Below are 23,625 nucleotides of genomic sequence, written 5' to 3'. Positions count from 1 at the left end.
ATGGCAAAGGCACGCGCAAGCGATCAGGTGGCGCGCGTCCACGCCTCGCCCAACGAGATCGACGCGGCCGCCTGGGACGCCCTGTTGGCCGCACAGGCGTCCCCCTCGCCCTTCATGCGCCATGCCTACCTGAGCGCGCTGGACCAAAGCCTGAGCGCGGTGCCGGCCAGCGGCTGGACGCCGCGCTTCATCACCTTGTGGCAGGGCAGCGCGCTGATGGCTGCCTGCCCGCTCTACATCAAGGACCACTCCTACGGCGAGTACGTGTTCGACTGGGCCTGGGCCAACGCCTACCAGGAGCATGGCCTGGCGTACTACCCCAAGGGCCTGGTCGCGGTGCCCTTCACCCCGGTCCCCGGCACGCGCCTGCTGGCACGCGACGCGGCCAGCCGCGCTGCTCTGGTGCAGGCCCTGCTCGCCTGGTGCGGCCAACAGAAGTTGTCGTCCCTGCACCTGCTGTTCGGTGCCGACGAGGACATCGCCGCCTGCGACGACGCCGGCCTCATGCTGCGCCACACGGTGCAGTTTCACTGGCTCAACCAGGGCTGGGCCGATTTCGACGCCTTCCTGGCCGGCCTGTCGCACGACAAGCGCAAGAAGATCCGGCAGGAGCGCCGCAAGGTGCACGATGCCGGCGTCAACTTCCGCTGGGCGCGTGGCGCGGACATCACGGCGACCGACTGGGCTTTCTTCTATCGCTGCTACGCCCGCACCTATCGCGAGCACGGTAATCCGCCCTACCTGACGCCTGACTTCTTCTTGCGCATGGCCGCGCAGATGCCCGAGGCCTGGTTGCTCTTCATTGCCGAACGCGAGGGACGGCCGATCGCCAGCAGCCTGATCGCACTGTCGCACGACGCGACGGGCGGCACAGCGCCCGAGGCCGCCTATGGCCGCTACTGGGGCGCGCTCGAGCGGGTCGACTGCCTGCATTTCGAGGCCTGCTACTACCAACCGCTGCAATGGTGCATCGAGCACGGGGTCCCGCGCTTCGAAGGCGGCGCCCAGGGCGAGCACAAGATGGCGCGCGCCTTGATGCCGGTACGCACCACCAGCGCGCACTGGCTGGCACATCCGGCCTTTGCCGATGCAGTCGAGCGTTTTCTCGCGCGCGAGGGCGCTGGCATCGACAACTACCTCGACCACCTGAACGAACGCAGTCCCTTCCGGGGCGAAGCCTGAAAGCCAACGAAAAACGCCTCGCGGCAGGAGCCGGCGAGGCGTCGTCTCTTGCGAGCGAAGACTGGCGCGCGCGAACTTACTTCTTGTACGCCGCCACGCCGTCCAGGATCTCCTTCTTGGCAGCCTCGATGCCTTCCCAGCCAAGCACTTTGACCCACTTGCCCTCTTCCAGGTCCTTGTAGTGCTCGAAGAAGTGGCTGATGGCCTTCAGGCGCATCTGGTTCACGTCTTCCACCGATTTCCAGTGGCTGTAGATGGGCAGCACTTTGTCGGTGGGCACGGCCAGCACCTTGCCGTCCACGCCGGCTTCGTCTTCCATCATGAGGATGCCCAGCGGACGGCAGGGCACGACCACGCCGGGATGCAGCGGATAGGGGGTGATCACCAGCACGTCCACCGGATCGCCGTCGCCCGACAGGGTTTGCGGCACGTAGCCGTAGTTGGCCGGGTAGTACATGGCGGTGGTCATGAAGCGGTCGACGAAGATCGCGCCGGATTCCTTGTCCACTTCGTACTTGATGGGGTCAGCGTTCATCGGGATTTCGATGACGACGTTGAAGTTCTCGGGGAGGTTTTTACCGGGGGAGACTTTGTCGAAGGCCATGCTTTTTTCGAGTAGTGGAAAGTGCTAGGGAACTGGGGAGAAACCCGAATTTTACTTTCCGCGTCACGGCAGATTCACACGGTTTCTGTCTTTTGCCTGTAAATTGCCCACGTTGGCCAATCGGCCACCCCTCCAGCGCGAAGGGTGGCTTCGAGGAAGCAACGCGGCGAAGGCTCTGACCCCGTACGCGTTGCGCACCGGAAATTCCGAGCCTTCGTCTCCGTAAGTCACAACGAACTACTGGAGAAGCAAGGCATGACTGGCAACACCCCTCTCGTCCTTGCCATCGTGTGCGGCCTCGCGGCCGTCGCATATGGCATCTGGGCCCGCAGTTGGATTCTCGCCAAGGACCCCGGCAACGCGCGCATGCAGGAGATCGCGGCGGCGATCCAGACCGGCGCGGCGGCCTACCTGGCCAAGCAGTACCGCACCATCGCGATCGTCGGCGTGGTGCTGGCCATCCTGATCGGCATCTTTCTTCATGTGACGACCGCGGTCGGCTTCGTGGTCGGTGCGGTGCTGTCGGGCGCTTGCGGCTTCATCGGCATGAACGTGTCGGTGCGGGCCAACGTGCGCACCGCCCAAGCTGCGACCAAGGGCATCGGGCCGGCATTGGACGTGGCCTTCCGCGGCGGCGCCATCACCGGCATGCTGGTGGTGGGCCTGGGCCTCTTGGGCGTCACGGTTTTTTTCTGGTTCCTGGTGGGCAACGGGCAACTCACGCCGGACAAGAGCCTGGCCAAGCTGCTCGATCCGTTGATCGGCTTTGCCTTCGGCGCCTCGCTCATTTCCATCTTCGCCCGCCTGGGCGGCGGCATCTTCACCAAGGGCGCTGATGTCGGCGCCGACCTGGTGGGCAAGGTCGAGGCCGGCATTCCGGAAGACGACCCGCGCAATCCGGCAGTGATTGCCGACAACGTGGGTGACAACGTCGGCGACTGCGCCGGCATGGCGGCCGACCTGTTCGAAACCTACGCCGTGACCCTGATTGCCACCATGGTGCTGGGCGCCCTGATGGTGGCGGCGGCGCCGATGAATGCGGTGCTCTATCCGCTGGCGCTCGGCGCCGTGTCGATCATTGCCTCGATCATCGGCTGCTTCTTCGTCAAGGCCTCGCCCGGCATGGTCAACGTTATGCCGGCGCTCTACAAGGGCCTGGCGGTGTCGGGCGTGCTGTCGCTGATCGCCTTCTGGTTCGTCACTGCCTGGCTCATTCCCGATCACGCCATCCGCGAGACCGGCAGCCAGCTGCGCCTGTTCGGCGCCTGCTTCGTCGGACTGGCGCTGACAGCCGCGCTGGTATGGATCACCGAGTACTACACCGGCACGCAATTCAAGCCGGTGCAGCATGTGGCCAAGGCCTCCACCACCGGCCACGGCACCAACATCATTGCCGGCCTGGGCGTGTCGATGCGCTCCACCGCCTGGCCGGTGATCTGCGTGTGCATCGCCATCATTGCCTCGTACACGCTGGGTGGCCTGTACGGCATCGCGGTGGCCGCTACCGCGATGCTGAGCATGGCCGGCATCATCGTGGCGCTGGACGCCTACGGTCCGATTACCGACAACGCCGGCGGCATCGCCGAGATGAGCGAGCTGCCCTCCTCCGTGCGCGACATCACCGATCCGCTCGACGCCGTGGGCAACACCACCAAGGCGGTGACCAAGGGCTATGCCATCGGTTCGGCCGGCTTGGCCGCGCTGGTTCTGTTTGCCGACTACACCCACAAGCTGGAGTCCTACGGCAGCGCGATCAGCTTCAACCTGTCCGACCCGCTGGTGATCGTCGGCCTGTTCATCGGCGGCCTGATCCCCTACCTGTTCGGCGCCATGGCCATGGAAGCCGTGGGCCGCGCCGCCGGCGCGGTGGTGGAGGAAGTGCGCCGCCAGTTCCGCGAGATCCCCGGCATCATGGAAGGCACCGGCAAGCCCGAGTACGGCCGCGCGGTGAGCATGCTTACCGGCGCTGCCATCAAGGAAATGATGATTCCCTCGTTGTTGCCGGTGCTGGTGCCGATCGTCGTCGGCCTCGTGCTGGGGCCGAAGGCGCTGGGCGGCTTGCTGATGGGCACCATCGTCACGGGCCTCTTCGTTGCCATCTCCATGTGCACCGGCGGCGGCGCCTGGGACAACGCCAAGAAGTACATCGAGGACGGTAACTTCGGCGGCAAGGGCAGCGAGGCGCACAAGGCGGCCGTCACTGGCGACACGGTGGGCGACCCCTACAAGGACACCGCCGGCCCGGCCGTCAACCCGCTGATCAAGATCATCAACATCGTCGCGCTGCTGATCGTGCCGCTGGTGGTGAAGTTCCATGGCGGCGAGGTCGCCGCCGCGCCGGCTGTCCCTGCGCCCGCCACGATCACCGCGCCCGCCGCAGGCCCCGGCCCGGCCGACACCGGCGCCTCGATCAAGAACGAAGGCGGCGTGGTCAAGATCTACTTCGCCACCGGCAGTGCCGAGGTGGCCAGTGGCGCCAATACCGCGCTGGCCGACATCGTGAAGGCCGTGCAAGGCGGATCGCGCGCCATGGTCAGCGGCTACCACGACGCCAGCGGCGACCCGGCCAAGAATGCCGAACTGGCCAGACAGCGCGCCGTCTCGGTCGTCGCCGTGCTCAAGGCCGCCGGCGTGGCGGAAGACAGGATCGAGCTGGCCAAGCCGCAGCAGACCAGCGCCGACGGCCCGCCGGCCGAGGCCCGGCGTGTCGAAGTCAAGCTGCAGTAAGAAGGAAAAGCCCCATGCCCAGCGCCGCCACGCTTCAGGCCTTCATTGCCGCGGTGGAGAGCGGCGCGCATGCGCAGGCCATCGAGGACTACTACACCGAAGGCGCCACGATGCGCGAGAACCAGGGCGAGCCGCGACGCGGCCGCGATGTCCTGGTCGCGCACGAAAAGGCGGTGCTGGCGCGCACCGCCAAGGTGGTGTCGGAGTGCGTGCAGCCCGTGTTCGTCAACGGCGACCACGTGGTGATCCGATGGATCTTCACCTTCACCGGACTGGACGGCAGCACCCGCCGCATGGAAGAGCTGGCCTGGCAACGCTGGGAAGGCGAGCGCATTGCCCAGGAAGAATTCTTCTACGACCCGGCGCAGTTTGCGCCGCGTCCCTAGCCAGCTAGAGCAGGTCTTCCGGCACCAGCGGGCTGAACAGGGTGTTGTAGAGCCGCTGCGTCCAGGTGGACTCGGGCTCGTAGTGCAGGACCACCTCCCGGTCTTCGTCCATGGTGAGCCACTCGATCGCGCCACCATCAGACGCCAGCCGCAGCCGGTACGCACTTTCCAGCTTGCTGATGTTGATGACCCGCAGCAGCTCCCGCGCCAGTTGCGGGCTTTCGACGAGGATGCCCAGTTCGGTGTTCGAGGTGGCGGAGCGCGGATCCAGGTTGACCGAGCCGAGCAGGAGCGTCTTCTTGTCGATGACCGCGGTCTTGGCATGCAGTCGGCCCAGCGAATTACCGAACATGCCCAGGCGCTTGTTGCTGGTGGTGCGCGCCGGGCTCAGCTCGTAAAGGTCAACGCCGGCTTTCAGCAGCTTTTCGCGGTAGCGCGCGTAGCCGCCGTGCACCAGCGGCTCGTCGTTGGCGGCCAGCGAGTTGGTGAGCAGCGTCACCTTGACATCGCGCCCGCGCAGTTCCTCGAAGGCCTCCATGCCGCGTTCGCCCGGCACCAGATAGGGCGAGGTCATGTAGACCTCGCTCTGGGCCTGCATCAGCTGCACCCAGACGCGTGCCGTCACGCTGGTGGCGAAGGCCTCGTCGGCGCTCATCGAGCGCAGCTTGGTGGGCGGATCGGCCACGGCGATGGCCTTGCCCCAGATCATGCCGATGCGCCCGGCATCGAGTTCTTCGCCGATCGGTCCGTAGCCCAGCACATCCGTGGGCGGCAGCACCACCTTGGGTGCCGGCGCCGACATCTCGACCTGGGCGTCGAACTCTTCGGCCATTGCGGCGCGGCCGGAGCGCGGCGACACGATGGTGGCGATCGGGTAGACCTCTTCGCTGTTCCAGTAGTCGTCGAAGATGCCTTCCAGCTGAGGCACCACCATGCCCATGAACATCGCGTCCATGTCGACGAAGTTCTGCGCGCTGTTGAGCGTGAAGTATTCGTCGGCGATGTTGCGTCCGCCCGCCACGCCGATCACGCCGTCGGCAATGAACAGCTTGTTGTGCATGCGGTGGTTCAGGCGCGCGATCTCGAAGGGTGAAGCGGCGAAGCGGCTCACCAGGCCGCCACGCGCGCAGCAGAAGGGATTGAACAGCCGCACCTCCACGTTGGGCGTGGCGTTGAGCGACATCAGCAGCTCCTGGCTCTTGGCGGTGTAGAGGTCGTCGATCAGGAGGCGCACCCGCACCCCGCGCAGCGCCGCCTCCTTCAGGTGCCGCAGCAGCAGCCGGCCGGTGCCGTCGTTCTCGATCACGTAGTACTGCACGTCGAGCGAGCGCTGCGCCCGCTGGGCCAACTCGATCCGCGCGTCCAGCGAATACACGCCCAGTGGCATCAGGCGAAAGCCGGTGTGCTCGTCCGGCGGCGTTGAGGCGTGGGCAATCTTTGCGAGGGCCGTGGTCTCGTCGACAGCCAGCGCCCAGGTGGGGCCGGTCACCATCACGTTCTTCGCCGGCAGGCTGCCGCAGCCCGCGAGAACGGCGCCTGCCAGCAAGATCGCTGTCCAAAAGGCCAATCCAGGGGCCTTCATGCATCGAGCCCGCGAGCGGAATAAGATGCCGGCGACCCATGGGGAGATTCTGAACATGACGCTTTCATTCGCTAAGGTTCTTGCGACGCTCGCGATCATGCCCGCACTTGCGTTCGTCGCGCCAGCCCGGGCTGCCCTTGACATCGGCGAAGCGGCGCCCAAGTTCAACGCGCAGGCCGCGCTGGACGGCAAGCCCTTCACCTACTCGCTGGCAGCCGAACTGGCCAAAGGCCCGGTGGTGGTCTATTTCTTTCCGGCTGCCTTTTCGACCGGCTGTTCGATCGAGGCGCACGCCTTCGCGGAAGCCATCGAGCAGTTCAAGGCACTGGGCACCAGCGTGATCGGCGTCTCGACGGATGACCTCGAAACGCTGGCGAAATTCTCGAGCCAGTCCTGCCAGGGCAAGTTTCCGGTGGCCTCCGATGCCAACAAGGACATCAGCAAGGGCTTCGATGCCTTGATGCAAACCCGCCCCGACTTCGCCAACCGGATCTCCTACGTGGTGGCGCCCAACGGCACCGTGGCCTACTTCTACCAGAGCCTCAACCCCTTCAAGCACGTCGAGAAGATGCTGGCCGCCGTCAAGGAGCTGCCGCAGAACAGCGGCAAGAGATAGGTCAGCGCGCCATTCACGCCGAAGGCGCGATGGCCTCGGCGTAGTCGTACAGCTGCGAAAGAATGGCTTCGGTGCGTTCGTCATCTGCCCCTTGGGCAAGCTGGTCGATCTCGGCGAAGTAGGCGTCGACGTTGCGCGCACCGCCCTCACCTTCGAGCAGTCGCGCCACGCGGTGCTGCTCCCAGCGCTCCACCTCTTCTTCGGACAAGGTCTCGGGAAAGTTACGCGCCCGGTAGCGGAACAGCAGTTCTTCCAGCCGCGCATCGTCGAAACCGCTGCGCGCGCGCGCCAGTTCGGCCGGCGACAGGCTGCGCAGATGATCGAGCCGGCGCCGGTCGCCGTTGCCGACAAAGCCGCCGTACAAGTCCTCGTCGACGTCCGGCGTGCTTTCCTTGGGCCGGGCGAAGACCTCGGGCCAGATCGCGCTCATGTCGGGCAGGCCCAATGCAAGCTCGGCGTGCCGCAGCGCCTGCGCCACGTCGATGCCCCAGCGTTGCGCCATCGCCGTGCTGAGCGTCTTGAGGTTGCCCACCACCATCGGCGACTTGTTCAGATGCACGCTCTTGATGGGCAGGCGTGTGACGCCTTCGGCCAGATCCGCCGTGCGGGTGAAGAGCCGCTCGCGAATGGTGGCCGCGTCCAGGGCGGCCAGTTCCGAGGGGTCGACGCTCAGGTCCCAGGCGAGCAATTCGTTGCGATTGGTCGGGTGACTGGCCAGCGGCCACATCACGGCCAGGCAGCCCCGCTCGACCGGGAACATGCCCGACACGTGCAGGAAGGGCCGCGTGTTCCCCGGCGCGGCAGGCAGGCCCAGCTCGACGGCCACCCGCTCCTTCTTGCGCAGCCCGAGGGCAAAGTCGAACAGCTTGGGCTGGCGATCGCGAATGAGCCGTGCCAGGGCGATGGTGGCGCGCACGTCGGACAGGGCATCGTGCGCTGCCTCGTGCAGCAAACCGTTGGCGCGCGCCAGGTCCTCTAGCTTGAAGCTGGGCGAGCCGTCTTCCTTCGTGGGCCACTCGATGCCCTCGGGCCGCAGGGCGTAGGTCAGGCGCACGACGTCGAGCAGGTCCCAGCGTCCGCAGTCGTTCTGCCACTCGCGTGCGTAGGGGTCGATCAAGTTGCGCCAGAACAGGAAGCGCGTGACTTCGTCGTCGAAGCGGATGGTGTTGTAGCCCACGCCGATGGTGCTTGGCTGGGCGAAGGCGCGCTCGATCTGGGCCGCGAACTCATGTTCGGGCACGCCGCGCTCCAGGCAGATCTGCGGCGTGATGCCGGTGATCAGGCAGGAACCGGGGTTTGGCAGGAAGTCGGGCGCCGGCTGGCAGTAGAGCATGAGCGGCTCGCCCACTTCATTGAGCTCGCTGTCGGTGCGGATGGCCGCGAACTGGGCCGGACGATCACGGCGCGGCACCGTGCCGAAGGTTTCGTAGTCGTGCCAGAGGAAGGTGTGTGAACTCATGTGGAAGAATGGCGCCGCGTTGGAATTGCGCCGGCTCGGGCACGCGGCCGGCAGGTGCCAAGAATAGCGGCAATCGCATGGGCAACTGTGCCGATGCGCAGCCGCGCCACGAAGCGTGGAGGCAAAGTGGACAAGAATCGGCGAGAAGAAGGCCGCGCGACAGATACTGCAGCGCCTCGACGCGGCCGACGCGGCAACAAGCTAGAGCAAGGGCGAAAAGAGGCGTGCGGTCGCATCGCCCAATCGGCGCACGAAAGGCTGCTTGCGCAGGCCGCGCACGCCGGCCGAGCTGTGGAGGTCGGTCTCGAACTGGGCGGCCAACGGCTTGGCGAGCTCGGGCCCGTAGACCACCGCCATCACCTCGTAGTTGAGCCGGAAGCTGCGGTTGTCGAAGTTGGCGGTGCCGATCATGGCGCAGTCGTCGTCCACCACCAGCGTCTTGGAATGCAGCATGCGCGCCTTGTATTCCCACACCTTGACGCCAGCGGCCATCAGTTCCTCGAAGTAGGAACGCGCCGCGGCGCTGACGATGAGCGAATCGCTGCGTCGGGGCACCAGCAGGCGCACGTCGACGCCGCGCAGCGCCGCGCTGGTCAGCGCCATCATTGCGGGTTCGCCTGGCACGAAATACGGCGTGGTCAGCCAGGCGCGCCGGGTAGAGGTATTGATGGCCGCCACGTGCATGCGATGGATGGCCTCCAACGGGCTGTCGGGGCCGCTGGTGACGATCTGCACCGGGATGTCGCCTGCCTCCACCTGCGGCAGCAGCTGCGACAGGTCGCCATCGATGTCACGTGGCACGTCGCCGGTGGCGTAGGTCCAGTCTTCCAGAAAGGTGGTCTGCAGCCAGCGCACCACGCTTCCTTCCAGGCGTACATGCACGTCGTGGTAGGCGTCCTCGCGCGTGCGCTTGTCTTCCTCGTCGGTGATGTTCACGCCGCCGGTGAAGCCAACCCGGCCGTCGCACACCACGATCTTGCGGTGGGTGCGGTAGTTGGTGACCGGGCGCAAGCGCCGGCCGATGCGCGTGTCGTGAAAGAGGGCCAGCTCGATGCCGGCCTCGCGCATCGGTGCCATGAACTTGCGGCCGATCCGCTTGGAGCCCAGGGCGTCGATCAGCAGGCGTACCGCCACGCCGGCGCGCGCCCGTTCGATCAACAGATCACGCAGCTGCGTGCCGATGTTGTCGGGCTCGTAGATGTAGTACTCGAGGTGGACGTGATGCCGCGCCTGGCGGATCGCTTCGAAGATGGCGTCGTAGGTGCAGGCGCCGCCCGACAGCAGCTCCACCCGCGTCGCGCTCGACACCGGCAGGCCGCCGGCCGCCGCGCCCAGCGCCGCCAGCTGGCGTAACGCGGGCGGCGCCTTCTCCTGGGCTTCGCGCAGCAATGCGACGTCGGCCGCCGCGTGGGCGCTGGCACGGCTGCGCAAGCGCTTGAGCCGCTGCTTCGCCAGCCGCTGCGGCCCCAGGAAGTAGTAGATGAAGAAGCCCAGCAAGGGCAGCAGCGCCAGCGACAGGATCCAGCTGAGCGTGGAAACCGGCGCACGCTTTTGCATGACGATCCAGACCGACAGCACCGCGATGTAGGCGCTCCAGGCCAGTGACAAGCCGGTGCTCCATTGGGTGCTGATCTCGGGCAGGGTCAAGTGATGGCTCGCTCGTTCGTGTTGCGGCCGCAAAAGAAAAAGGCCGGTGGCGAATGCTACCGGCCTTTTCATGCCCGAATTGAGGCAGTGCGCGTCGTCAACCTGCCGCGGCTTCCTCCGCCTCGGGCTTGGACTTGCCTTCCTTTCTGGACAGCGGCTGGATGTCCAGCAGCACCTCGCCCTGATCGTCCAGGTCGACCGTGAGGCGCCCGCCTTCGGTCAAGCGGCCGAACAGCAACTCGTCGGCCAGGGCACGGCGGATCGTGTCCTGAATGAGGCGCTGCATCGGGCGCGCGCCCATCAGCGGATCGAAGCCCTTCTTCGCCAGATGCTTGCGCAGGTTGTCCGTGAAGGTGACCTCCACCTTCTTCTCGGCCAACTGCGTTTCCAACTGAAGCAGGAACTTGTCGACCACGCGCAGGATGATCTGCTCGTCCAGCGCCTTGAAGCTCACGATGGCGTCCAGGCGGTTGCGGAACTCCGGCGTGAACAGGCGCTTGATGTCGCCCATCTCGTCGCCGGCCTGGCGCGGGTTGGTGAAGCCGATGGTCGCCTTGTTCATGGTCTCGGCGCCCGCGTTCGTCGTCATGATGATGATGACGTTGCGAAAGTCCGCCTTGCGCCCGTTGTTGTCCGTCAAGGTGCCATGGTCCATGACCTGCAGCAGCACGTTGAAGATGTCCGGATGCGCCTTCTCGATTTCGTCGAGCAGCAGCACCGCGTGGGGCTTCTTCGTGACCGCCTCGGTCAACAGGCCACCCTGGTCGAAACCGACGTAGCCCGGAGGCGCGCCGATCAGGCGGCTGACCGCATGGCGCTCCATGTATTCGGACATGTCGAAGCGGATCAGCTCGATGCCCATGATAAAGGCCAGCTGCTTGGCCGCTTCGGTCTTGCCCACGCCGGTGGGGCCGGAGAACAGGAAGGAGCCGATCGGCTTGTCGCCCTTGCCCAGGCCCGAACGCGCCATCTTGACGGACGCGGCCAGCACTTCGAGCGCCTTGTCCTGGCCGAACACCACGCTCTTGAGATCGCGCTCCAGCGTCTGCAGCTTGCCGCGGTCGTCGTTGCTGACGTTGGCCGGGGGAATGCGCGCGATCTTGGCGACGATTTCCTCGACCTCGGTCTTGCCGATGGTCTTCTTGCGCTTGGACGCGATCAGGATGCGCTGCGCCGCGCCAGCCTCGTCGATGACGTCGATCGCCTTGTCGGGCAGATGGCGGTCATTGATGTACTTGGCGGAGAGCTCGGCCGCCGCCTGCAGTGCGGCGGCGGCGTACTTGACGCTGTGGTGCTCCTCGAAGCGCGACTTGAGGCCCTTCAGGATTTCGATCGTCTCGGCCACCGTCGGCTCGACCACGTCGACCTTCTGGAAGCGTCGCGACAGGGCCGCGTCTTTCTCGAAGATGCCGCGGTATTCGGTGAACGTGGTCGCGCCGATGCACTTGAGCTGGCCGCTGGAAAGGGCAGGCTTCAAGAGGTTGGACGCATCCAGCGTACCGCCCGACGCCGCGCCGGCGCCGATCAGGGTGTGGATCTCGTCGATGAACAGGATGGCGTTGGGCTTGTCCTTGAGCGACTTGAGCACGCCCTTCAGGCGCTGCTCGAAATCGCCGCGGTACTTGGTGCCGGCCAAGAGCGCGCCCATGTCCAGCGAATAGACACTGGACTCGGCCAGGATCTCGGGCACCTCTCCCTGGGTGATGCGCCAGGCCAGGCCCTCGGCAATGGCGGTCTTGCCCACGCCGGCCTCGCCCACCAGCAGCGGGTTGTTCTTGCGCCGGCGGCACAGGATCTGGATGACGCGCTCGACCTCGTACTCGCGGCCGATCAGCGGATCGATCTTGCCGTCCTTGGCCAGTTGGTTGAGGTTTTGGGTGAACTGCTCCAGCGGCGAAGACTTCTCGTTCTTCTCGCCGTTGCCTTCCTCGCCCTCGCCCGCGCCGCTGTCGCTGCCCTTGGCAGGCTCCGGCGGATCGCTCTTCTTGATGCCGTGGGCAATGAAGTTCACCACGTCCAGGCGCGTCACGCCCTGCTGGTGCAGGTAGTAGACGGCGTGCGAATCCTTCTCGCCGAAGATGGCCACCAGCACGTTGGCGCCGGTGACTTCCTTCTTGCCGTTGCCGGTGGACTGCACATGCATGATGGCGCGCTGGATCACGCGCTGGAATCCCAGCGTGGGCTGGGTGTCGACATCATCGGTACCCGCCACTTGGGGCGTGTTGTCCTTGATGAAGTTGGTGAGCGACGCGCGCAGGTCGTCGATGTTGGCCGAGCAGGCGCGCAGAACCTCTGCGGCGCTCGGGTTGTCCAGCAAAGCAAGCAGCAGGTGCTCCACGGTGATGAACTCGTGGCGCTGCTGCCTGGCCTCGACGAAGGCCATGTGCAAGCTGACTTCCAGTTCCTGGGCAATCATGTGATTTCCTTTTTGCCTTGCTGTAAATATTCGCTAGATGGGTTGGAGTGCAGCTTATTCAACCGGTTCACTCACGCATTGCAAGGGATGGCCGGCTTGATGCGCGGCTTCCATCACTTGATTGACCTTGGTGGCCGCCATGTCCCGGGAATACACCCCGCAGACGCCACGGCCGTCCAGATGGATCTTGAGCATGATCTGGGTTGCCGTCTCCCGGTCCTTGTTGAAGTACTCCTGGATGACCACGACCACGAATTCCATGGGCGTGTAGTCGTCATTGAGCATCACCACCTGGTACATCTGGGGGGGTGCGGTCTTTTGCGGGCGGCGCTCCAGAACCACGGAGTCGCCGTCGTCCCGCGCGGGCTTGGTCGCCGGCGGCGTCTTGGGAACGGGGGGGATTCGGGTAGCCATGAAAATCATTCTATCGAGCGCGCAGGGGCCGTGGAGGCACAAGACGAATTGGTGGCGCCTTGCCGACAAATCAAGGGCTGGGTTTGTGAACTCGCACCGGAATCGCCCGGGGGAATCTTGCCGTGGGGGGCCACACAAAAAAAGAAGCGCCCCCGGCTCCTGAGGAAACCGGGGGCGCTTGCATGTCACGCGCGGCGCCGCCCTTGGCGGGCGACGGCTGCTGATTACATGTTCTCGATCATCACGTCGAAATCAGGCTGCAGCCCAATACTGGCGCGGGTTTCATGAAATCAGTCGGCACGCATGGCCCCACCTATGGCCCCATTGCAGCTGGCAGTTGGGATGATGCTGCCGCCCTACACTTTCGGTCTGTTGGAAGGACCCCCACATGGACGACAGCATCGAGAGCATCATGGAGTACGCCACCAACCCGCCCCGAATTCCGACGAAGAGCTTCACGGAGATCCTGGCGACCGGCATCAAGCACGCCGGTGGCCTGGCCCAACTGGCGCAGGCCGAGAAAGTCGCCGAAAAGTGTAGTCCGACTACACCCGAGGCGCCGACCGCCTAGCGCGGCTTCTGGTATCCGAACAGCAGCGCCGCGGGGTTGCTGGTCTCACCCTCGGCCAGCGCCTTCGCACCGGTGATCGTCCGATTGATCTGCGCGGACGGCAGCGCCAGCAGATCGCCGGTGAGGTTGATGGCGGCCTTGCGGAAAGCATCATCGAACTCGCCCTGCGCGACCTGCTTGGCCAGGGCCTGCGCGTCGCTGAACATGCGCACGCCGGCCGGCCCTGAGTAGTCCCGCGCGTGGTCGGTGAGCCCTGCCGCCGTCTTGGCTGCCTCGCCCACCTCGCGCACGCCGACGAACAGGCCGAAGAGGAACCCCAGCTGCTCGGCCAGCAGCTTCTTGGCAAGCTTCTCCTCGTCGTCGCCCGAGTCGCCGGGGGTCAGCGCGTCCTTCAGGAGCGCACCCAGCACCGCCGGCACCACGTACAGCAGGGCCATGTCGGCCGCCGTCTTGGCTGCGCTCTTATTGGTCATGCCCTGCGCCACGCCGACATTGAGGGCCGTGTTCATGAACGAGTAGAAGACGGTGAACAGCTTTTGCGCCGACCCGCCGCGCTCGATGGCGCTCAGATCCTTCATCTGACCGCCGCCCTGGGCATCGATCACCGCCTGATCGGCCAGGGCCACGGCGCTCGCCTCGTCCTTGCCGGCGGCCGTGGCTTTCTCGTAGGCGCCCAGCCAGGTGGGCACGTCCACCGCCTGCTGGAAACGCATCATGAGCACGTAGGCCGAGGCGTTGAGCTTCTCGCGCACGGCCGTCTGCCCTTCCACCCGGTTGCGCAGCTCGTTGAGCTCCCGAAAGCGGGTGCGCGAGCGGTTGGCCATGAAGTCGCTCTTCTCGTTCACCTCGCGCGTCTTGGCGATCGGCGCGCCGATGTACTGCGTCATGCCCTTGCCGATCCACTTGGCGCCCACGCGCACGATGGATTGCGTCAGGCCCAGCGGCTGCATGGCCGCGCTCATGACGTTGAACCCCAGGCCCGCGATGCTCACGCCCTGGCGCACCCGGCTGAGCATGCTGTCGATGGCCTCCTGGGAGGCCGAATCACCCAGCGCGACGGCATCACGCCAGGTCTTGAGCTGGCGCACCACGGCGGGCCCGTAGGTGCCGCGCATGGCCTCGTCAATCGGCTTGGACCGTAACAGGCGGTTGGTGTCGATCAGCCACTCGTGCCAAGCCAGGTCGTGGATCACGTCGTTCACGCCGCCATACATGCCTGAGAGCGTGTACAGGAGCGGGCGACCATGCACCTCCTCGGCCCGGGCCTTGGTGAAGCTGCGCCGCGTGGTGGCCGCGCTGTAGGCACCCTTGAGCTGCTGCTTCGCGGCCTCGGCGTCGGCATGCTCCTCGGCGCGGACGCTCGCCGCCGGGTCGTATTTCACCGGGTAGTAACCCCCGCGCAGGGTGCCGGCGGTCTTGGTCTGCACCGGCTTGGGCTGGATCCACTCGGGCTCCCGGCCGAAGACGCGCAGCTCCTTGGCGGCGATCTGCGGGCGATAGCTCTCGAAGAAGTCCCACACCTGCTGCACGGCCGTCCATTCCTGGGCTGTGAGGGTGTCCAGCACCGGCTGCAGCTGGGCCTGCGTCCACCCCTCGCCGTCGAGCAGGCGCTGCAGGTTGGACTCGTTGCCGGTGTTCAGGGCGATTGCAAAGATGGACTCGCGGTTGAGGCTGCGCCCGATCGACGGGAAGAACTTGCCCTTGCCGCCCATCTTCCCGCCCTTGAGCACCGGCGCCATGATCTCGCTCAGCCGCTTGGTGGCCTCGGCGCGCATCGTGGTTTCGCGGTCGCCTGCCTCGTTGGCGCCGCGAATGAAGCGCTCCCACATCGGCCCGCCGTCCTTGCCGCCGTCCATGATCCGGGCCCAGGTGGCCGCCTTGATGTGCGCGGCGCCGAAGTTCTTGACGGTCTGCAGCCAGCGCCCGGCAGCCGTCGTCGGCGTGCGGGTGTCGGCCGTGCGGCCCTTGCCGTGCTCCAGGATGCTGGTGACCAGGTCGGCGCGCACCGCGTCGAAGTCGCGCTGATCCTTGGCCGTCAGGAGCTTGTTCTTCAGGCGCCCGAGGTGCTCGATCTGCTTGACGGTGTCCACCAGGCCGCGGAACTCCTCGACGGTCAGGTCTTTGACGCTGACGCGCGCCGCCTCGTTCAGCAGGTAGTCCGGCACGTCCGGCTCGATCCCTTGCTCGCGCTGGCTCTCCACCCACTGCATGAGGCTCTTGCGCCGGCTGATCTCCTTGAGGGTCGTGCTGCGCTTGATGTCGTAGCGGTCCAGGATCTGCTCGATCTGGTCGGCGAACTCGGGCGGAAGGTCTGCCTTCTGCACCCGCTCGATGTACCTCTGGGCGGCCTCGATCTCGCGCTGCGCGTTGGACGCCGCGCGCGTCGCCTGCAGGTTCACCAGTTCGTTGCGCTTGTGCATGGCCACCTCGGCCGTGTTGCCAAGGCTTTGCGCCGCGAGCTTGGCGCTGCGGGCGGCCGCTGCGCTGTACATGCGCGGGCGAACGTCCTTGATCTTCTGGCGGGCGATCACCTGGGCGGCATACACCTTGGCGGCGCGGGTCATGACGTCCACCGAGCCCTCGCGGGTGTTGGTCGCTTTCATGACGGCCTTGAGCTCGGTGGCGATCACCCGGGCGCGCACGTCGTTGGCGATGGCCGCCTCGGCCGCGCGCTTCAGATCCTCGGGGCTGCTGATGTCGCCATAGCGCTCCAGCATGCGCTGATCGGTCAGGGCCTCGATCACCTCCTGCGGCGGATCGGCCAGCGCCAGCGCGCGCATCAATTGGTCGCCCGAGGTGAACCCGGGGAACAGCTCGGACACCAGGTCCGGGTGCATGCCGCCGTCCTCGCTGGTCATGTGTCGCTTGTGCAGCACCTCGTAGGCCTCGGGGCTCATTTCCTTGGCCAGGCTGGAGCGCAGGCGCCCCGACGACTGCACCGTGTCGATGTCCTCCAGGGCGACGGTGCCCGGTGCGATCTTGTCCTGCTTTCCGGTGAGGAACTGCCAGGCCTGGTAGATCGGCTCGGACATCACCTCCCGGGTCACCTCCGCCTTGGTCTGGGCGCGCAGGGTGTCGGCTTCGCGCTGGGCGGCCGCCAGTGCCCGCTCTTTCGCCTTGGACAGCCAGCGCATGTCGCGCAGCAGCCGGCCCGAAAGCTCAGCCTCAGCCGTCTCGGTGGCTTGGCGCCCCAGCGCCTGGTAGGCCGCGTACTCGCCGGGGGTCATGCCGGCTTGCTCCGCGCTGGCGAACAGCGGCCCGAGGTTGCGCGCAGCTTCTGCAGCTTCGATCGTCTCGTCGGCCGCCAGCATGCGCGACATCACTGCCCGCACGTCGTCGCTGAGGTTCGAATCGAGCGCGGCGATCTTCTTGTAGATGTTCACCAGCCAGGCGCGGAAGCGATCGAAGATGCTCTGCAGCTCCTGGCTCGGTGCTTGCCCTTCCATCAGGTAGCGCTCGAAGGAGCGGGCAAACTGCTCGTGGTGGCTGCGCTTCTCGTCCAGGCTCATGGCCAGCCAGTCGTGCAGCGAAGTGGTGGTTGGCGCGCCCTTGACACCGAACCAGGTCAGGAGCGTGCCCATGTCGCGGGCGATCTGCTTTTCGCTGGTGCTCACCTCTTCGCCGGCGTTCGAGCGCGCCTGGATACGGGCAGCCAGGTCAGCCTGCACCTCCAGGAAGAAGTGCCCCGCCTCATGCGGCAGGCTACTGAGATCCGCGCCCTTGAGCAGCGAGATCACGCTCGGCGCCGCGGTGATGTCCTGGCCGAACGAGAGCTGCGCCCGCGGGCCCTTGCTCTTTTTCTCGCCCTGGCTGAGCTGCTGCGCGCCGCCGGCGGTGTTGCTGGTGATCTCCAGGCCGTAACGCTGCAGGAACTCCTCGGGTGCCATGCCGGCACGTGCGGCCTGCGTCTCATAGAACGAGCCCAGGAGCGTGGCATAGGCCTTGTTCACCGACTCGGTGTAGCGCGCCGCGGTGGTGAGCTGCTGCTCGAAGTGCTGGCGCACGGCGTCGCTTCGAACCTGCGTGCCGGCCTCCTGCACCGCGCGAACCATCTCGCTTTCCACCTCGCCCTGCAGCGCCCCGCCCTTGTTGGACAGGAACTGCTGCGCCTCGGCCCGGCTCATGGCCTCGGGCGACTCGCGCAGGTGCTCGATCAGGGGCGCCGTGATCTTGGGATCGGCGGCCAGCAGTTCGGCCATCGGGATTCGGATGTCGGCCCCGTCGACCAGGTTTCCAACGCGAATCTGCTCGGCGACGCCGGGCGCCAGCACTTCGAGTTGGTCCTGCGTGATGCCGGCCTGGTTGAGCGTGTTGGCCAGCGTCTGCGCGTCCACGTACATCTCGGTGGGCGCCGTGCCGTTGGCCTCGCTCACCTGGTCGATGAACTGGCGGAAGGTGACTGGATCGCGTGCGCGCAGCTTGCTGTCGGCTGCCAGCTTGGCGAGCTTCTCGACCTCCGTCGCTTTCACCTCGGCAGCCTGCGCCTGGCGGTCGATGCCGGCGGCGTTGTCGGCGGCGGCCTGAATGGTCTTCATCACACCGACCTGGCCACCCACACCGATCACGGTGGCGATCAGCGTCGAGGCCGCGGCGCTCGGGCGCTCGGCCAGGTAGGCGCTGAAGGGCTTGTTCACGTTCTCGGGCAGCGCCGCCCATTCATTCAGATCCTGCAGCACGGTGGCGACTTGCTCGCCGGGCACCTCGCTGGCCACCTGCCGCAGGATCGTCTTGCCGATCGCGGCGCCGGCGTTCAGATCCTTAAGCAGCAGGTGCATCGGGAGCTTCTCGGTCGCGTACTCGATGGCCGCCTGGGATGCTGCGAACGGGAGCGCCTGCACGGACGTGAGGCCCTGCTCGCGCGCCTGCTGGTAGCTCTGGCCACCCTGCTGCGCGGCCATGCCGTACAGGACCGGCGCCTGACCGCCAGGCAGGAGCGCCAGCGGCAGGGTGAGCAGGTTGCCGGTGAGGGATTGCACGCCCGAGCTCACCGCGTTGCCGAACATGCCAGCACCCGCCGGGCTCAGCGCCTTGGCGCGCGCCTCGGAGGTTGCACCGGCCTGCGCAAAGTACCTGGCGGCCGGGCGAAATGGATTGTCAGGCAGTACCGAGCCCACCAGCGGCTCAGGCAGTTCGGCCAGGGCCTGGAACACGCCGGCAGCGCCGCGGTTGGCACGCCAGACGCCGGCGCCGATGTCTCGAAGCAGGCCGCCGGTGTCATCGGCGGTGGTGAGGTAGCGCGCGGCCTTCGCAACCGACGTCATGGCCGACTCGATGCCGGTCAGGTTGGCCGTGTCATCGTGCGCCACTGCGGCCTGCTGCGGCACCGTGAGGAAGTCGCGCGTCACCGGGCGGGTGGCAATCATGGCGCTGTAGGCGTCCAGCTGTGCCTGCTGCTCCACCTGGGGCAGATTGCGCTGGATCGCCTCGGCCGGCTGCCCGGTGGTGCGAGCCAGCTTGTTCGCCTTGGCCGCGTCGTCAGGGTTCTGGGGAATCGCCGTCGCAAGCGTGCCGCGGACGGCCGTTTGCCGATCGCCCTCGATCGCGGTCAGGGCGTAGGGGTTGTCCGCCGCAGGGGTTTCCTGCGGGGCGATCTGGTCGAGCGCGTAGGGGTTGGCCATCAGCGGATTCCGTACTTGAGGTTGAAACGCTGCAGGATTTGCGCGTCGGTGGGTGCCTTGATCCCTTCGGCCTGCAATGCCGAGACGATCAGCTTTCTGTCGTCACTCGTGGGCACCGGCTTGGCGGTCATGCCGGCGGGCGTGCCAGACACCTCGTAGACGCGCTTGCTGGAGAACCATCCCGAGTCAGTGGCCAGCATGTTGCGGTCGATCACGGCCTGGCGTTCGGCATAGGTCAGGGGCCGGCCCTTTTGCACCTGCTCGGCGGCAAGCTGCGTCGTCACGACGCTGTCGAACTTGCCCTTGCGCTCGTGGTCGCTGTTGATCTTGAGCGTGTCGTGCGCGTTGTTGAGCTGCGCGTCCAAGCTCACGACCTCGTTCACCTTGGTCTTGTCCTTGGTCGCGGTTTGCAGATCAAGGAGTTGCTCGCGCTGCTGCGGCGCCAGTTTGCTGAACTGCGCGCGCAGGTCGACCTGGCCGAACTTCTGGGGGTCGGTGGCGGCCAGCGCGCGCAGGTTGGTGTAGGTGTTCCAGTCGGTCTCCACCGGCTGCCCGGCGGCGATCTTCGAACCGTAGGCCATCACCTCATCGATCTTGTCAGGCGCGTGCTGGACGAGAGATGAGCGCAGCTTGGGCGACAGCGCACCGTAGTTGCCGCCGTTTTGCGCCAGCTCCTGAAACGCCGTGGAAATCAGTTCGGTCTTGCGCTGCTCGATGGCCTTGGTCTGCACTTCGAACCGCCGCGCCGCTTCGTCGGTGGCGGCCTTCATCGCGAAGGGTGAGGGGTTGGGGCCAAGTTTGGCGACCGCAGCGCCCTGCGCCTGCTCCAGGGTCAGGCGCGGCGGCCTGCTTTCGGCGGGATTGTTGAACATGCCCGCACCCTTGGCGACGTAGTTGCGCGTTTCGACCGGGGCGTAGGCAAGCCATGCATCCGCCGGCACGCTCTCACCGGCGCCGGCCGCATCGCGCGCCTTCTTCTGTGCGTCCTTGACGTTCTTCTCGCCCCAGTTGTACGCCCCCAGGACGGCGCCCACATCGCCGTTGAACATCTTGACCAGCACGTCCAGCTTGGCGTCTCCTACGCGTCGAATTTCGGCGGCTTTCTGCTGCGGGGTGCCGTTCTTCATGATCTCGGGGTCCGCCGGCTTGATGCCATAGCCCGGGTCGCGCAGCGTGGAGGGCATCACCTGCGCGCCGCCGATTGCGCGTTCGCCGGACTTGGTCACCGGTCCGAGAACCAGAGAGCCGTCTGTGTTGAAGTCGCCGCTGGCAGATTCCAGGCGATTGCGAACGGTGCGCAACCGGTCGATGTCGCCGGGGTTGATGGAAGACTGCACTTCACTGGAGCCCATCACCTGCGTGGCCGCGGTCACGCCGCGCATGGTTTCATAGTTCTTTTCCAGCACCCCATTGATCTTCAGCATGTCGGTGGCCGTCATCTGCTGGCCGTACTTCTGCCGGTAGGTCATGGCGGCGTTCACGTTGCCCGCCTCCATGGCCGACTGGATCGCTGCGGTGTGTGCGCCGCTCACCGCCTCGTCAGCCTTTTCCTTGGCCCACACCGCCGATTTGCCCGCCATCTGCGCAGAGCCCGGGATGAACTCGCCCGTGTCGGGGTCCACCGCGCCCTCGATGTTGGCGCGGATTCGGTTGGTCTGGTACGCCACATTGGTGGGGTCGCTGAAGTTCAGCACCAGCGCATTGGCCGCGTTCGCCGTGCTGGCCTCGCGCACGCTCAGGCCGTACACCTGGGCCTGCTGGCCGGTGTAGACCATGGCGTTGCCCATGAAGTTGGTGCGCAAGCCGTTGGCCTGCTTGGCGAACATCTGGCGCTGTGCCGGCGTGAGCGTGTCGCTGATCTCGGCAATGCGCTTGTCCAGCAGGCCGGTGAACTCTTCGGGCAGCGGCATCCCGCTGTCGCGCTTCAGAGCCTCCTGGCCTTTGAGGCGCGTGTAGCCCTCCTGCGGTCCGTGCTGCAGGCGCAGCGCCGCCTCTTGCGCCTGGTTGTAGGCGTCATCGACACGCAGCGCGTTGGCGCGCACCACCAGCTGCTGCTGCACGTCGGTGGCCGTGAGGCCGGCTTGCTCAGTGGCTTGGCCCAGCCCGCCCACCTGGCGCTCTCGGATGTTCAGCGCGTCGGCGCTGACGGTGCTTTGCTCGCGAAACTGCGGCGCGGCCTGGAGTTGGACGCTGGGGCCTTGAAGCTCTGGAACTCTAGCCAAGATGCACCCCCTTCTGGTTGGTGGATGCGGCCACGCGCTTGGCGACCTCGGTGAGGTGATCGATCTTGCGGCGGGTCATCCTCCAGGCCAAGCCGTTCACCGGCATGCGAGCGAGGCGCTCCTCAAGTTCGGCGAGCGTCGGCTCCGGCAGTGGGCCGGCAGCCCGCAGGCGCATGGCGGCAGCCCGCATGCGCTCGGCGAAGCCTCCAAATCCCTTCTGCGGCCCGTGGGCTGCTTCCAACTTGGTCAGGCGGGTAAGAAGGCTCATGAATTTCTCCCGAATGTGTATGGGTTAAAGGCTCTGCGCTGCGCGGCAGGGTCGTCGCGCTGCTGGCGGCGCCGATCGAGCTCTTCCTGGATGCCATCGCGCTGGACGAAGGGCTCCGGCTCGGGTGGCGTTCGCCAGTCCGCTGGATCGGGTGGCAGTTCGTCGGCGTGGATGATTGCTTTGCGGCGCGTCATGCAAGGCCTCGCGATTCAAGGGCCGCAATGCGCGCGGCCAGTTCGTCGATCTCTGCGACCCTTGCCGCAGCGCCCAGGGCAGTGATGAGCTGGGCACCGACGTCCGGGGGCAATTTGCCGGAAGCAATCGCTGCGAACACTGCACGCGCCGCGTCGGTGTTGCTCATCGCTGGATCAAACTCCGGCAGGCCGACCTCCAACGCCGCCGGCTTGAGCTGCGGAAGGCCCCGCTCCAAAAGCAATCTGGCGGCATTGGTGTCGCCGCCCTCAGCCATGGTCTGGAGCTTCACCACGACAGCCGGCAGGCCCTTGCTGATGGCCTCGCGCAACGCCGCCCGGGCCACCTCGGCCTTGGGCCTTCCCACGCGCCGCTTTCCGCTGGGGTTGCCGGACACGCCTGGTCGAAACGTCATTCGTCGTCCTCGTCGAGGGGCTCTCGCCTCCGCCCGCGGTCGTCATACATGCGCTCAACGATCGCATTCCATTCGCTTTGCGCGAGGTCCGGCGGCGGCGGCAGGCCCCGCCGCAGGCGGCCGAACAGCTTGTTGGCGATTTCCTCGGGCGAGTTCATCGGCCAGCGGCCTTCTTGGCCAGGATGCGCATCACATGCGGGTTTGAGCCAACCCCGCCAGCGAGCCGCGCGGCTAGGGCCGGGTCGTTGCGCACAAGCGCTTGGGTCTTTGCCAAAACTTCCCCAGCCTCGGCCCCGTATTGGCTGCGAAGGTAGGTCAAGGAGGCTGAGCGCCAGGCCTCGACTTGCGCAGACGAGGGGGTGTTCTTCATGCCCCCGGCGATGGCGTCGGCCAGGTCCTTCCCGTCCACCCCGTTCGTGGCGTGGCGCGAGAGGATGCCGCTCATGGCTCGGACTTCCGCTTCCTGCTGCGCGCGACTCAGCAGCTGGTCCGCTGCCGCTTCCCGGATCACACCGACGTTCTCGCGGTGCAGCGTAGCGCCGTACAGCTGATTCGCGGTGCGTTGATCGGTGACTACCTCCAGCGCGGTGCGCGTTGGCGCGGCCGATGCCGGGGCACTGGCCGCAGGCTGCGTATCGCCGTACAGGGCGTTTGCGATGTCGGTCATTGCGGGGCTTCCTCATCGGTGGTGGTCTGTCGTTCCATTTCAGCGTCCAGCGTGTCAGCCACCCGGTCGGAGTGCTGGCGAGCGGATTCAAGCGGGGTCTGTGCGTCGTGTGCGTGCGCCTCAAGGGCCTTCGATATGGCGTCGAACAGCGGCAGGGGCAGCGCGCCGATTTGCAGTGCCGGGCTGCGGGTGAATCGCTCGACGCCCACCATTGGCATGACCGCCGCGGCGTAGGCCGCGCTGGCTTCCACATCGATGGCATGCAGTTCGGAGAGGTCAGCCGCAAGGGCCTCCAGCTTCTCCATGGCCGCAGCAGCCTTGACGCTGCGCCGCTGGGCACCTTGCTTGGCTCGCAGCGCTAGCTCACTCAAGCGCTGGATCTGCGCTGCTTGGCCGGCCGTGCGGTCACGAACAGCACGCAGGGCGCGGCTCTCCAGGGCGGCCAGCGTCTTCTTGAACTCCGCGATGCGCGCGAGGGTTTGTTCTTGCTCGTTGAGCAGGTCCGCATTCTTGGGCGCTTGCTTGAGGTCTTCCTCGCAGCCTGCGAGGCCAGCTTGCTCGCTGGCAATGGCGCGGCGCAGCTGCTCAAGTTCGGTCGGCGGTGCGTGCGGGGCGTTGTGGTCGATGAGCATGGGTTTG

Annotated in this window: 19 protein-coding genes; 5 read left to right on the top strand and 14 right to left on the bottom strand. The window is 66.4% G+C overall.

The window, feature by feature from the left end:
* The gene (locus tag ACIPRI_RS14790; RefSeq protein WP_446622214.1) at positions 1 to 1,182 is read left to right on the top strand and encodes a GNAT family N-acetyltransferase; all 1,182 of its coding nucleotides are present in this window, start codon (positions 1 to 3) and stop codon (positions 1,180 to 1,182) included.
* 76 nt (positions 1,183 to 1,258) lie between these two features.
* Here ACIPRI_RS14790 and ppa read toward each other — a convergent pair whose 3' ends face one another.
* A complete protein-coding gene (gene ppa, locus ACIPRI_RS14785) occupies positions 1,259 to 1,786 on the bottom strand; it encodes an inorganic diphosphatase (protein ID WP_446622213.1) in 528 nt (175 codons plus the stop codon).
* A gap of 255 nt (positions 1,787 to 2,041) precedes the next feature.
* Between ppa and ACIPRI_RS14780 the strand changes: the two genes are divergently transcribed.
* Both ACIPRI_RS14780 and ACIPRI_RS14775 read left to right on the top strand, forming a co-directional pair.
* Positions 2,042 to 4,513, top strand: a complete 2,472-nt coding sequence (locus tag ACIPRI_RS14780) for a sodium-translocating pyrophosphatase (RefSeq protein ID WP_446622212.1) — start codon at positions 2,042 to 2,044, stop codon at positions 4,511 to 4,513.
* Positions 4,514 to 4,527: 14 nt separating this feature from the next.
* Positions 4,528 to 4,899 (top strand): nuclear transport factor 2 family protein, encoded by a 372-nt coding sequence (locus ACIPRI_RS14775; RefSeq protein WP_446622211.1) that lies wholly within the window; start codon positions 4,528 to 4,530, stop codon positions 4,897 to 4,899.
* A gap of 4 nt (positions 4,900 to 4,903) precedes the next feature.
* Here ACIPRI_RS14775 and ACIPRI_RS14770 read toward each other — a convergent pair whose 3' ends face one another.
* Entirely contained in the window at positions 4,904 to 6,445 is a 1,542-nt protein-coding gene (locus ACIPRI_RS14770) for a phospholipase D-like domain-containing protein (RefSeq protein ID WP_446622210.1), read from the bottom strand.
* A gap of 133 nt (positions 6,446 to 6,578) precedes the next feature.
* Here ACIPRI_RS14770 and ACIPRI_RS14765 point away from each other — a divergent pair, with 133 nt between their 5' ends.
* The gene (locus tag ACIPRI_RS14765; RefSeq protein WP_446622209.1) at positions 6,579 to 7,097 is read left to right on the top strand and encodes a peroxiredoxin; all 519 of its coding nucleotides are present in this window, start codon (positions 6,579 to 6,581) and stop codon (positions 7,095 to 7,097) included.
* A 13-nt stretch (positions 7,098 to 7,110) separates the two neighbouring features.
* Here the strand turns inward: ACIPRI_RS14765 and sbcB are convergent, their stop codons facing one another.
* From sbcB to clpS, 4 genes are all read right to left on the bottom strand, one after another.
* On the bottom strand, positions 7,111 to 8,556 hold the full coding sequence (gene sbcB, locus ACIPRI_RS14760) for an exodeoxyribonuclease I (RefSeq protein WP_446622208.1): 1,446 nt from the start codon (positions 8,554 to 8,556) through the stop codon (positions 7,111 to 7,113).
* A 201-nt stretch (positions 8,557 to 8,757) separates the two neighbouring features.
* Positions 8,758 to 10,203, bottom strand: coding sequence for a cardiolipin synthase (gene cls / locus ACIPRI_RS14755; protein WP_446622207.1), 1,446 nt, complete (start codon positions 10,201 to 10,203; stop codon positions 8,758 to 8,760).
* A gap of 97 nt (positions 10,204 to 10,300) precedes the next feature.
* Entirely contained in the window at positions 10,301 to 12,619 is a 2,319-nt protein-coding gene (gene clpA, locus ACIPRI_RS14750; protein ID WP_446622206.1) for an ATP-dependent Clp protease ATP-binding subunit ClpA, read from the bottom strand.
* A gap of 54 nt (positions 12,620 to 12,673) precedes the next feature.
* Positions 12,674 to 13,033 (bottom strand): ATP-dependent Clp protease adapter ClpS, encoded by a 360-nt coding sequence (clpS, locus tag ACIPRI_RS14745; RefSeq protein ID WP_446622205.1) that lies wholly within the window; start codon positions 13,031 to 13,033, stop codon positions 12,674 to 12,676.
* Between the two features lie 388 nt (positions 13,034 to 13,421).
* On the opposite strand from clpS, the gene ACIPRI_RS14740 reads away from it, so the two are divergent.
* Positions 13,422 to 13,604 (top strand): hypothetical protein, encoded by a 183-nt coding sequence (locus ACIPRI_RS14740; RefSeq protein ID WP_446622204.1) that lies wholly within the window; start codon positions 13,422 to 13,424, stop codon positions 13,602 to 13,604.
* Here the strand turns inward: ACIPRI_RS14740 and ACIPRI_RS14735 are convergent.
* Genes ACIPRI_RS14735 through ACIPRI_RS14700 form a run of 8 tightly spaced genes read right to left on the bottom strand, consistent with a single transcriptional unit; the run spans position 13,601 to position 23,618 of the window.
* A complete protein-coding gene (locus ACIPRI_RS14735) occupies positions 13,601 to 19,222 on the bottom strand; it encodes a hypothetical protein (protein ID WP_446622203.1) in 5,622 nt (1,873 codons plus the stop codon). The genes ACIPRI_RS14740 and ACIPRI_RS14735 overlap by 4 nt on opposite strands.
* The gene (locus tag ACIPRI_RS14730; protein ID WP_446622202.1) at positions 19,222 to 21,444 is read right to left on the bottom strand and encodes a transglycosylase SLT domain-containing protein; all 2,223 of its coding nucleotides are present in this window, start codon (positions 21,442 to 21,444) and stop codon (positions 19,222 to 19,224) included. Before ACIPRI_RS14730 ends, ACIPRI_RS14735 begins: the two co-directional genes overlap by 1 nt.
* A complete protein-coding gene (locus ACIPRI_RS14725) occupies positions 21,437 to 21,712 on the bottom strand; it encodes a hypothetical protein (RefSeq protein ID WP_446622201.1) in 276 nt (91 codons plus the stop codon). Before ACIPRI_RS14725 ends, ACIPRI_RS14730 begins: the two co-directional genes overlap by 8 nt.
* Positions 21,709 to 21,906, bottom strand: a complete 198-nt coding sequence (locus ACIPRI_RS14720) for a hypothetical protein (protein ID WP_446622200.1) — start codon at positions 21,904 to 21,906, stop codon at positions 21,709 to 21,711. Before ACIPRI_RS14720 ends, ACIPRI_RS14725 begins: the two co-directional genes overlap by 4 nt.
* A complete protein-coding gene (locus ACIPRI_RS14715; RefSeq protein ID WP_446622199.1) occupies positions 21,903 to 22,319 on the bottom strand; it encodes a DUF5681 domain-containing protein in 417 nt (138 codons plus the stop codon). Before ACIPRI_RS14715 ends, ACIPRI_RS14720 begins: the two co-directional genes overlap by 4 nt.
* Positions 22,316 to 22,477, bottom strand: a complete 162-nt coding sequence (locus ACIPRI_RS14710; RefSeq protein ID WP_446622198.1) for a hypothetical protein — start codon at positions 22,475 to 22,477, stop codon at positions 22,316 to 22,318. Before ACIPRI_RS14710 ends, ACIPRI_RS14715 begins: the two co-directional genes overlap by 4 nt.
* The gene (locus tag ACIPRI_RS14705; RefSeq protein WP_446622197.1) at positions 22,474 to 22,986 is read right to left on the bottom strand and encodes a hypothetical protein; all 513 of its coding nucleotides are present in this window, start codon (positions 22,984 to 22,986) and stop codon (positions 22,474 to 22,476) included. Before ACIPRI_RS14705 ends, ACIPRI_RS14710 begins: the two co-directional genes overlap by 4 nt.
* Positions 22,983 to 23,618, bottom strand: a complete 636-nt coding sequence (locus ACIPRI_RS14700; protein ID WP_446622196.1) for a hypothetical protein — start codon at positions 23,616 to 23,618, stop codon at positions 22,983 to 22,985. Before ACIPRI_RS14700 ends, ACIPRI_RS14705 begins: the two co-directional genes overlap by 4 nt.
* Positions 23,619 to 23,625: the final 7 nt, after the last annotated feature.

The organism is Variovorax sp. LARHSF232 (assembly GCF_052871435.1).
The sequence above is the reverse complement of the archived record's forward strand: the minus strand, read 5'-3'. Positions and strand labels throughout refer to the sequence as shown.

What these genes read in the sequence shown, in the direction of transcription:
- ACIPRI_RS14775 (WP_446622211.1), top strand. Translation starts at nt 4,528, where the DNA reads ATGCCCAGCGCCGCCACGCTTCAGGCCTTCATTGCCGCGGTGGAGAGC.
- clpS (WP_446622205.1), bottom strand. Translation starts at nt 13,033, where the DNA reads ATGGCTACCCGAATCCCCCCCGTTCCCAAGACGCCGCCGGCGACCAAG.
- ACIPRI_RS14765 (WP_446622209.1), top strand. Translation starts at nt 6,579, where the DNA reads ATGCCCGCACTTGCGTTCGTCGCGCCAGCCCGGGCTGCCCTTGACATC.
- ACIPRI_RS14710 (WP_446622198.1), bottom strand. Translation starts at nt 22,477, where the DNA reads ATGAACTCGCCCGAGGAAATCGCCAACAAGCTGTTCGGCCGCCTGCGG.
- ppa (WP_446622213.1), bottom strand. Translation starts at nt 1,786, where the DNA reads ATGGCCTTCGACAAAGTCTCCCCCGGTAAAAACCTCCCCGAGAACTTC.
- ACIPRI_RS14700 (WP_446622196.1), bottom strand. Translation starts at nt 23,618, where the DNA reads ATGCTCATCGACCACAACGCCCCGCACGCACCGCCGACCGAACTTGAG.
- clpA (WP_446622206.1), bottom strand. Translation starts at nt 12,619, where the DNA reads ATGATTGCCCAGGAACTGGAAGTCAGCTTGCACATGGCCTTCGTCGAG.
- ACIPRI_RS14715 (WP_446622199.1), bottom strand. Translation starts at nt 22,319, where the DNA reads ATGACGTTTCGACCAGGCGTGTCCGGCAACCCCAGCGGAAAGCGGCGC.
- ACIPRI_RS14780 (WP_446622212.1), top strand. Translation starts at nt 2,042, where the DNA reads ATGACTGGCAACACCCCTCTCGTCCTTGCCATCGTGTGCGGCCTCGCG.
- ACIPRI_RS14735 (WP_446622203.1), bottom strand. Translation starts at nt 19,222, where the DNA reads ATGGCCAACCCCTACGCGCTCGACCAGATCGCCCCGCAGGAAACCCCT.
- ACIPRI_RS14790 (WP_446622214.1), top strand. Translation starts at nt 1, where the DNA reads ATGGCAAAGGCACGCGCAAGCGATCAGGTGGCGCGCGTCCACGCCTCG.
- ACIPRI_RS14705 (WP_446622197.1), bottom strand. Translation starts at nt 22,986, where the DNA reads ATGACCGACATCGCAAACGCCCTGTACGGCGATACGCAGCCTGCGGCC.
- ACIPRI_RS14725 (WP_446622201.1), bottom strand. Translation starts at nt 21,712, where the DNA reads ATGAGCCTTCTTACCCGCCTGACCAAGTTGGAAGCAGCCCACGGGCCG.
- ACIPRI_RS14720 (WP_446622200.1), bottom strand. Translation starts at nt 21,906, where the DNA reads ATGACGCGCCGCAAAGCAATCATCCACGCCGACGAACTGCCACCCGAT.
- sbcB (WP_446622208.1), bottom strand. Translation starts at nt 8,556, where the DNA reads ATGAGTTCACACACCTTCCTCTGGCACGACTACGAAACCTTCGGCACG.
- ACIPRI_RS14740 (WP_446622204.1), top strand. Translation starts at nt 13,422, where the DNA reads ATGGACGACAGCATCGAGAGCATCATGGAGTACGCCACCAACCCGCCC.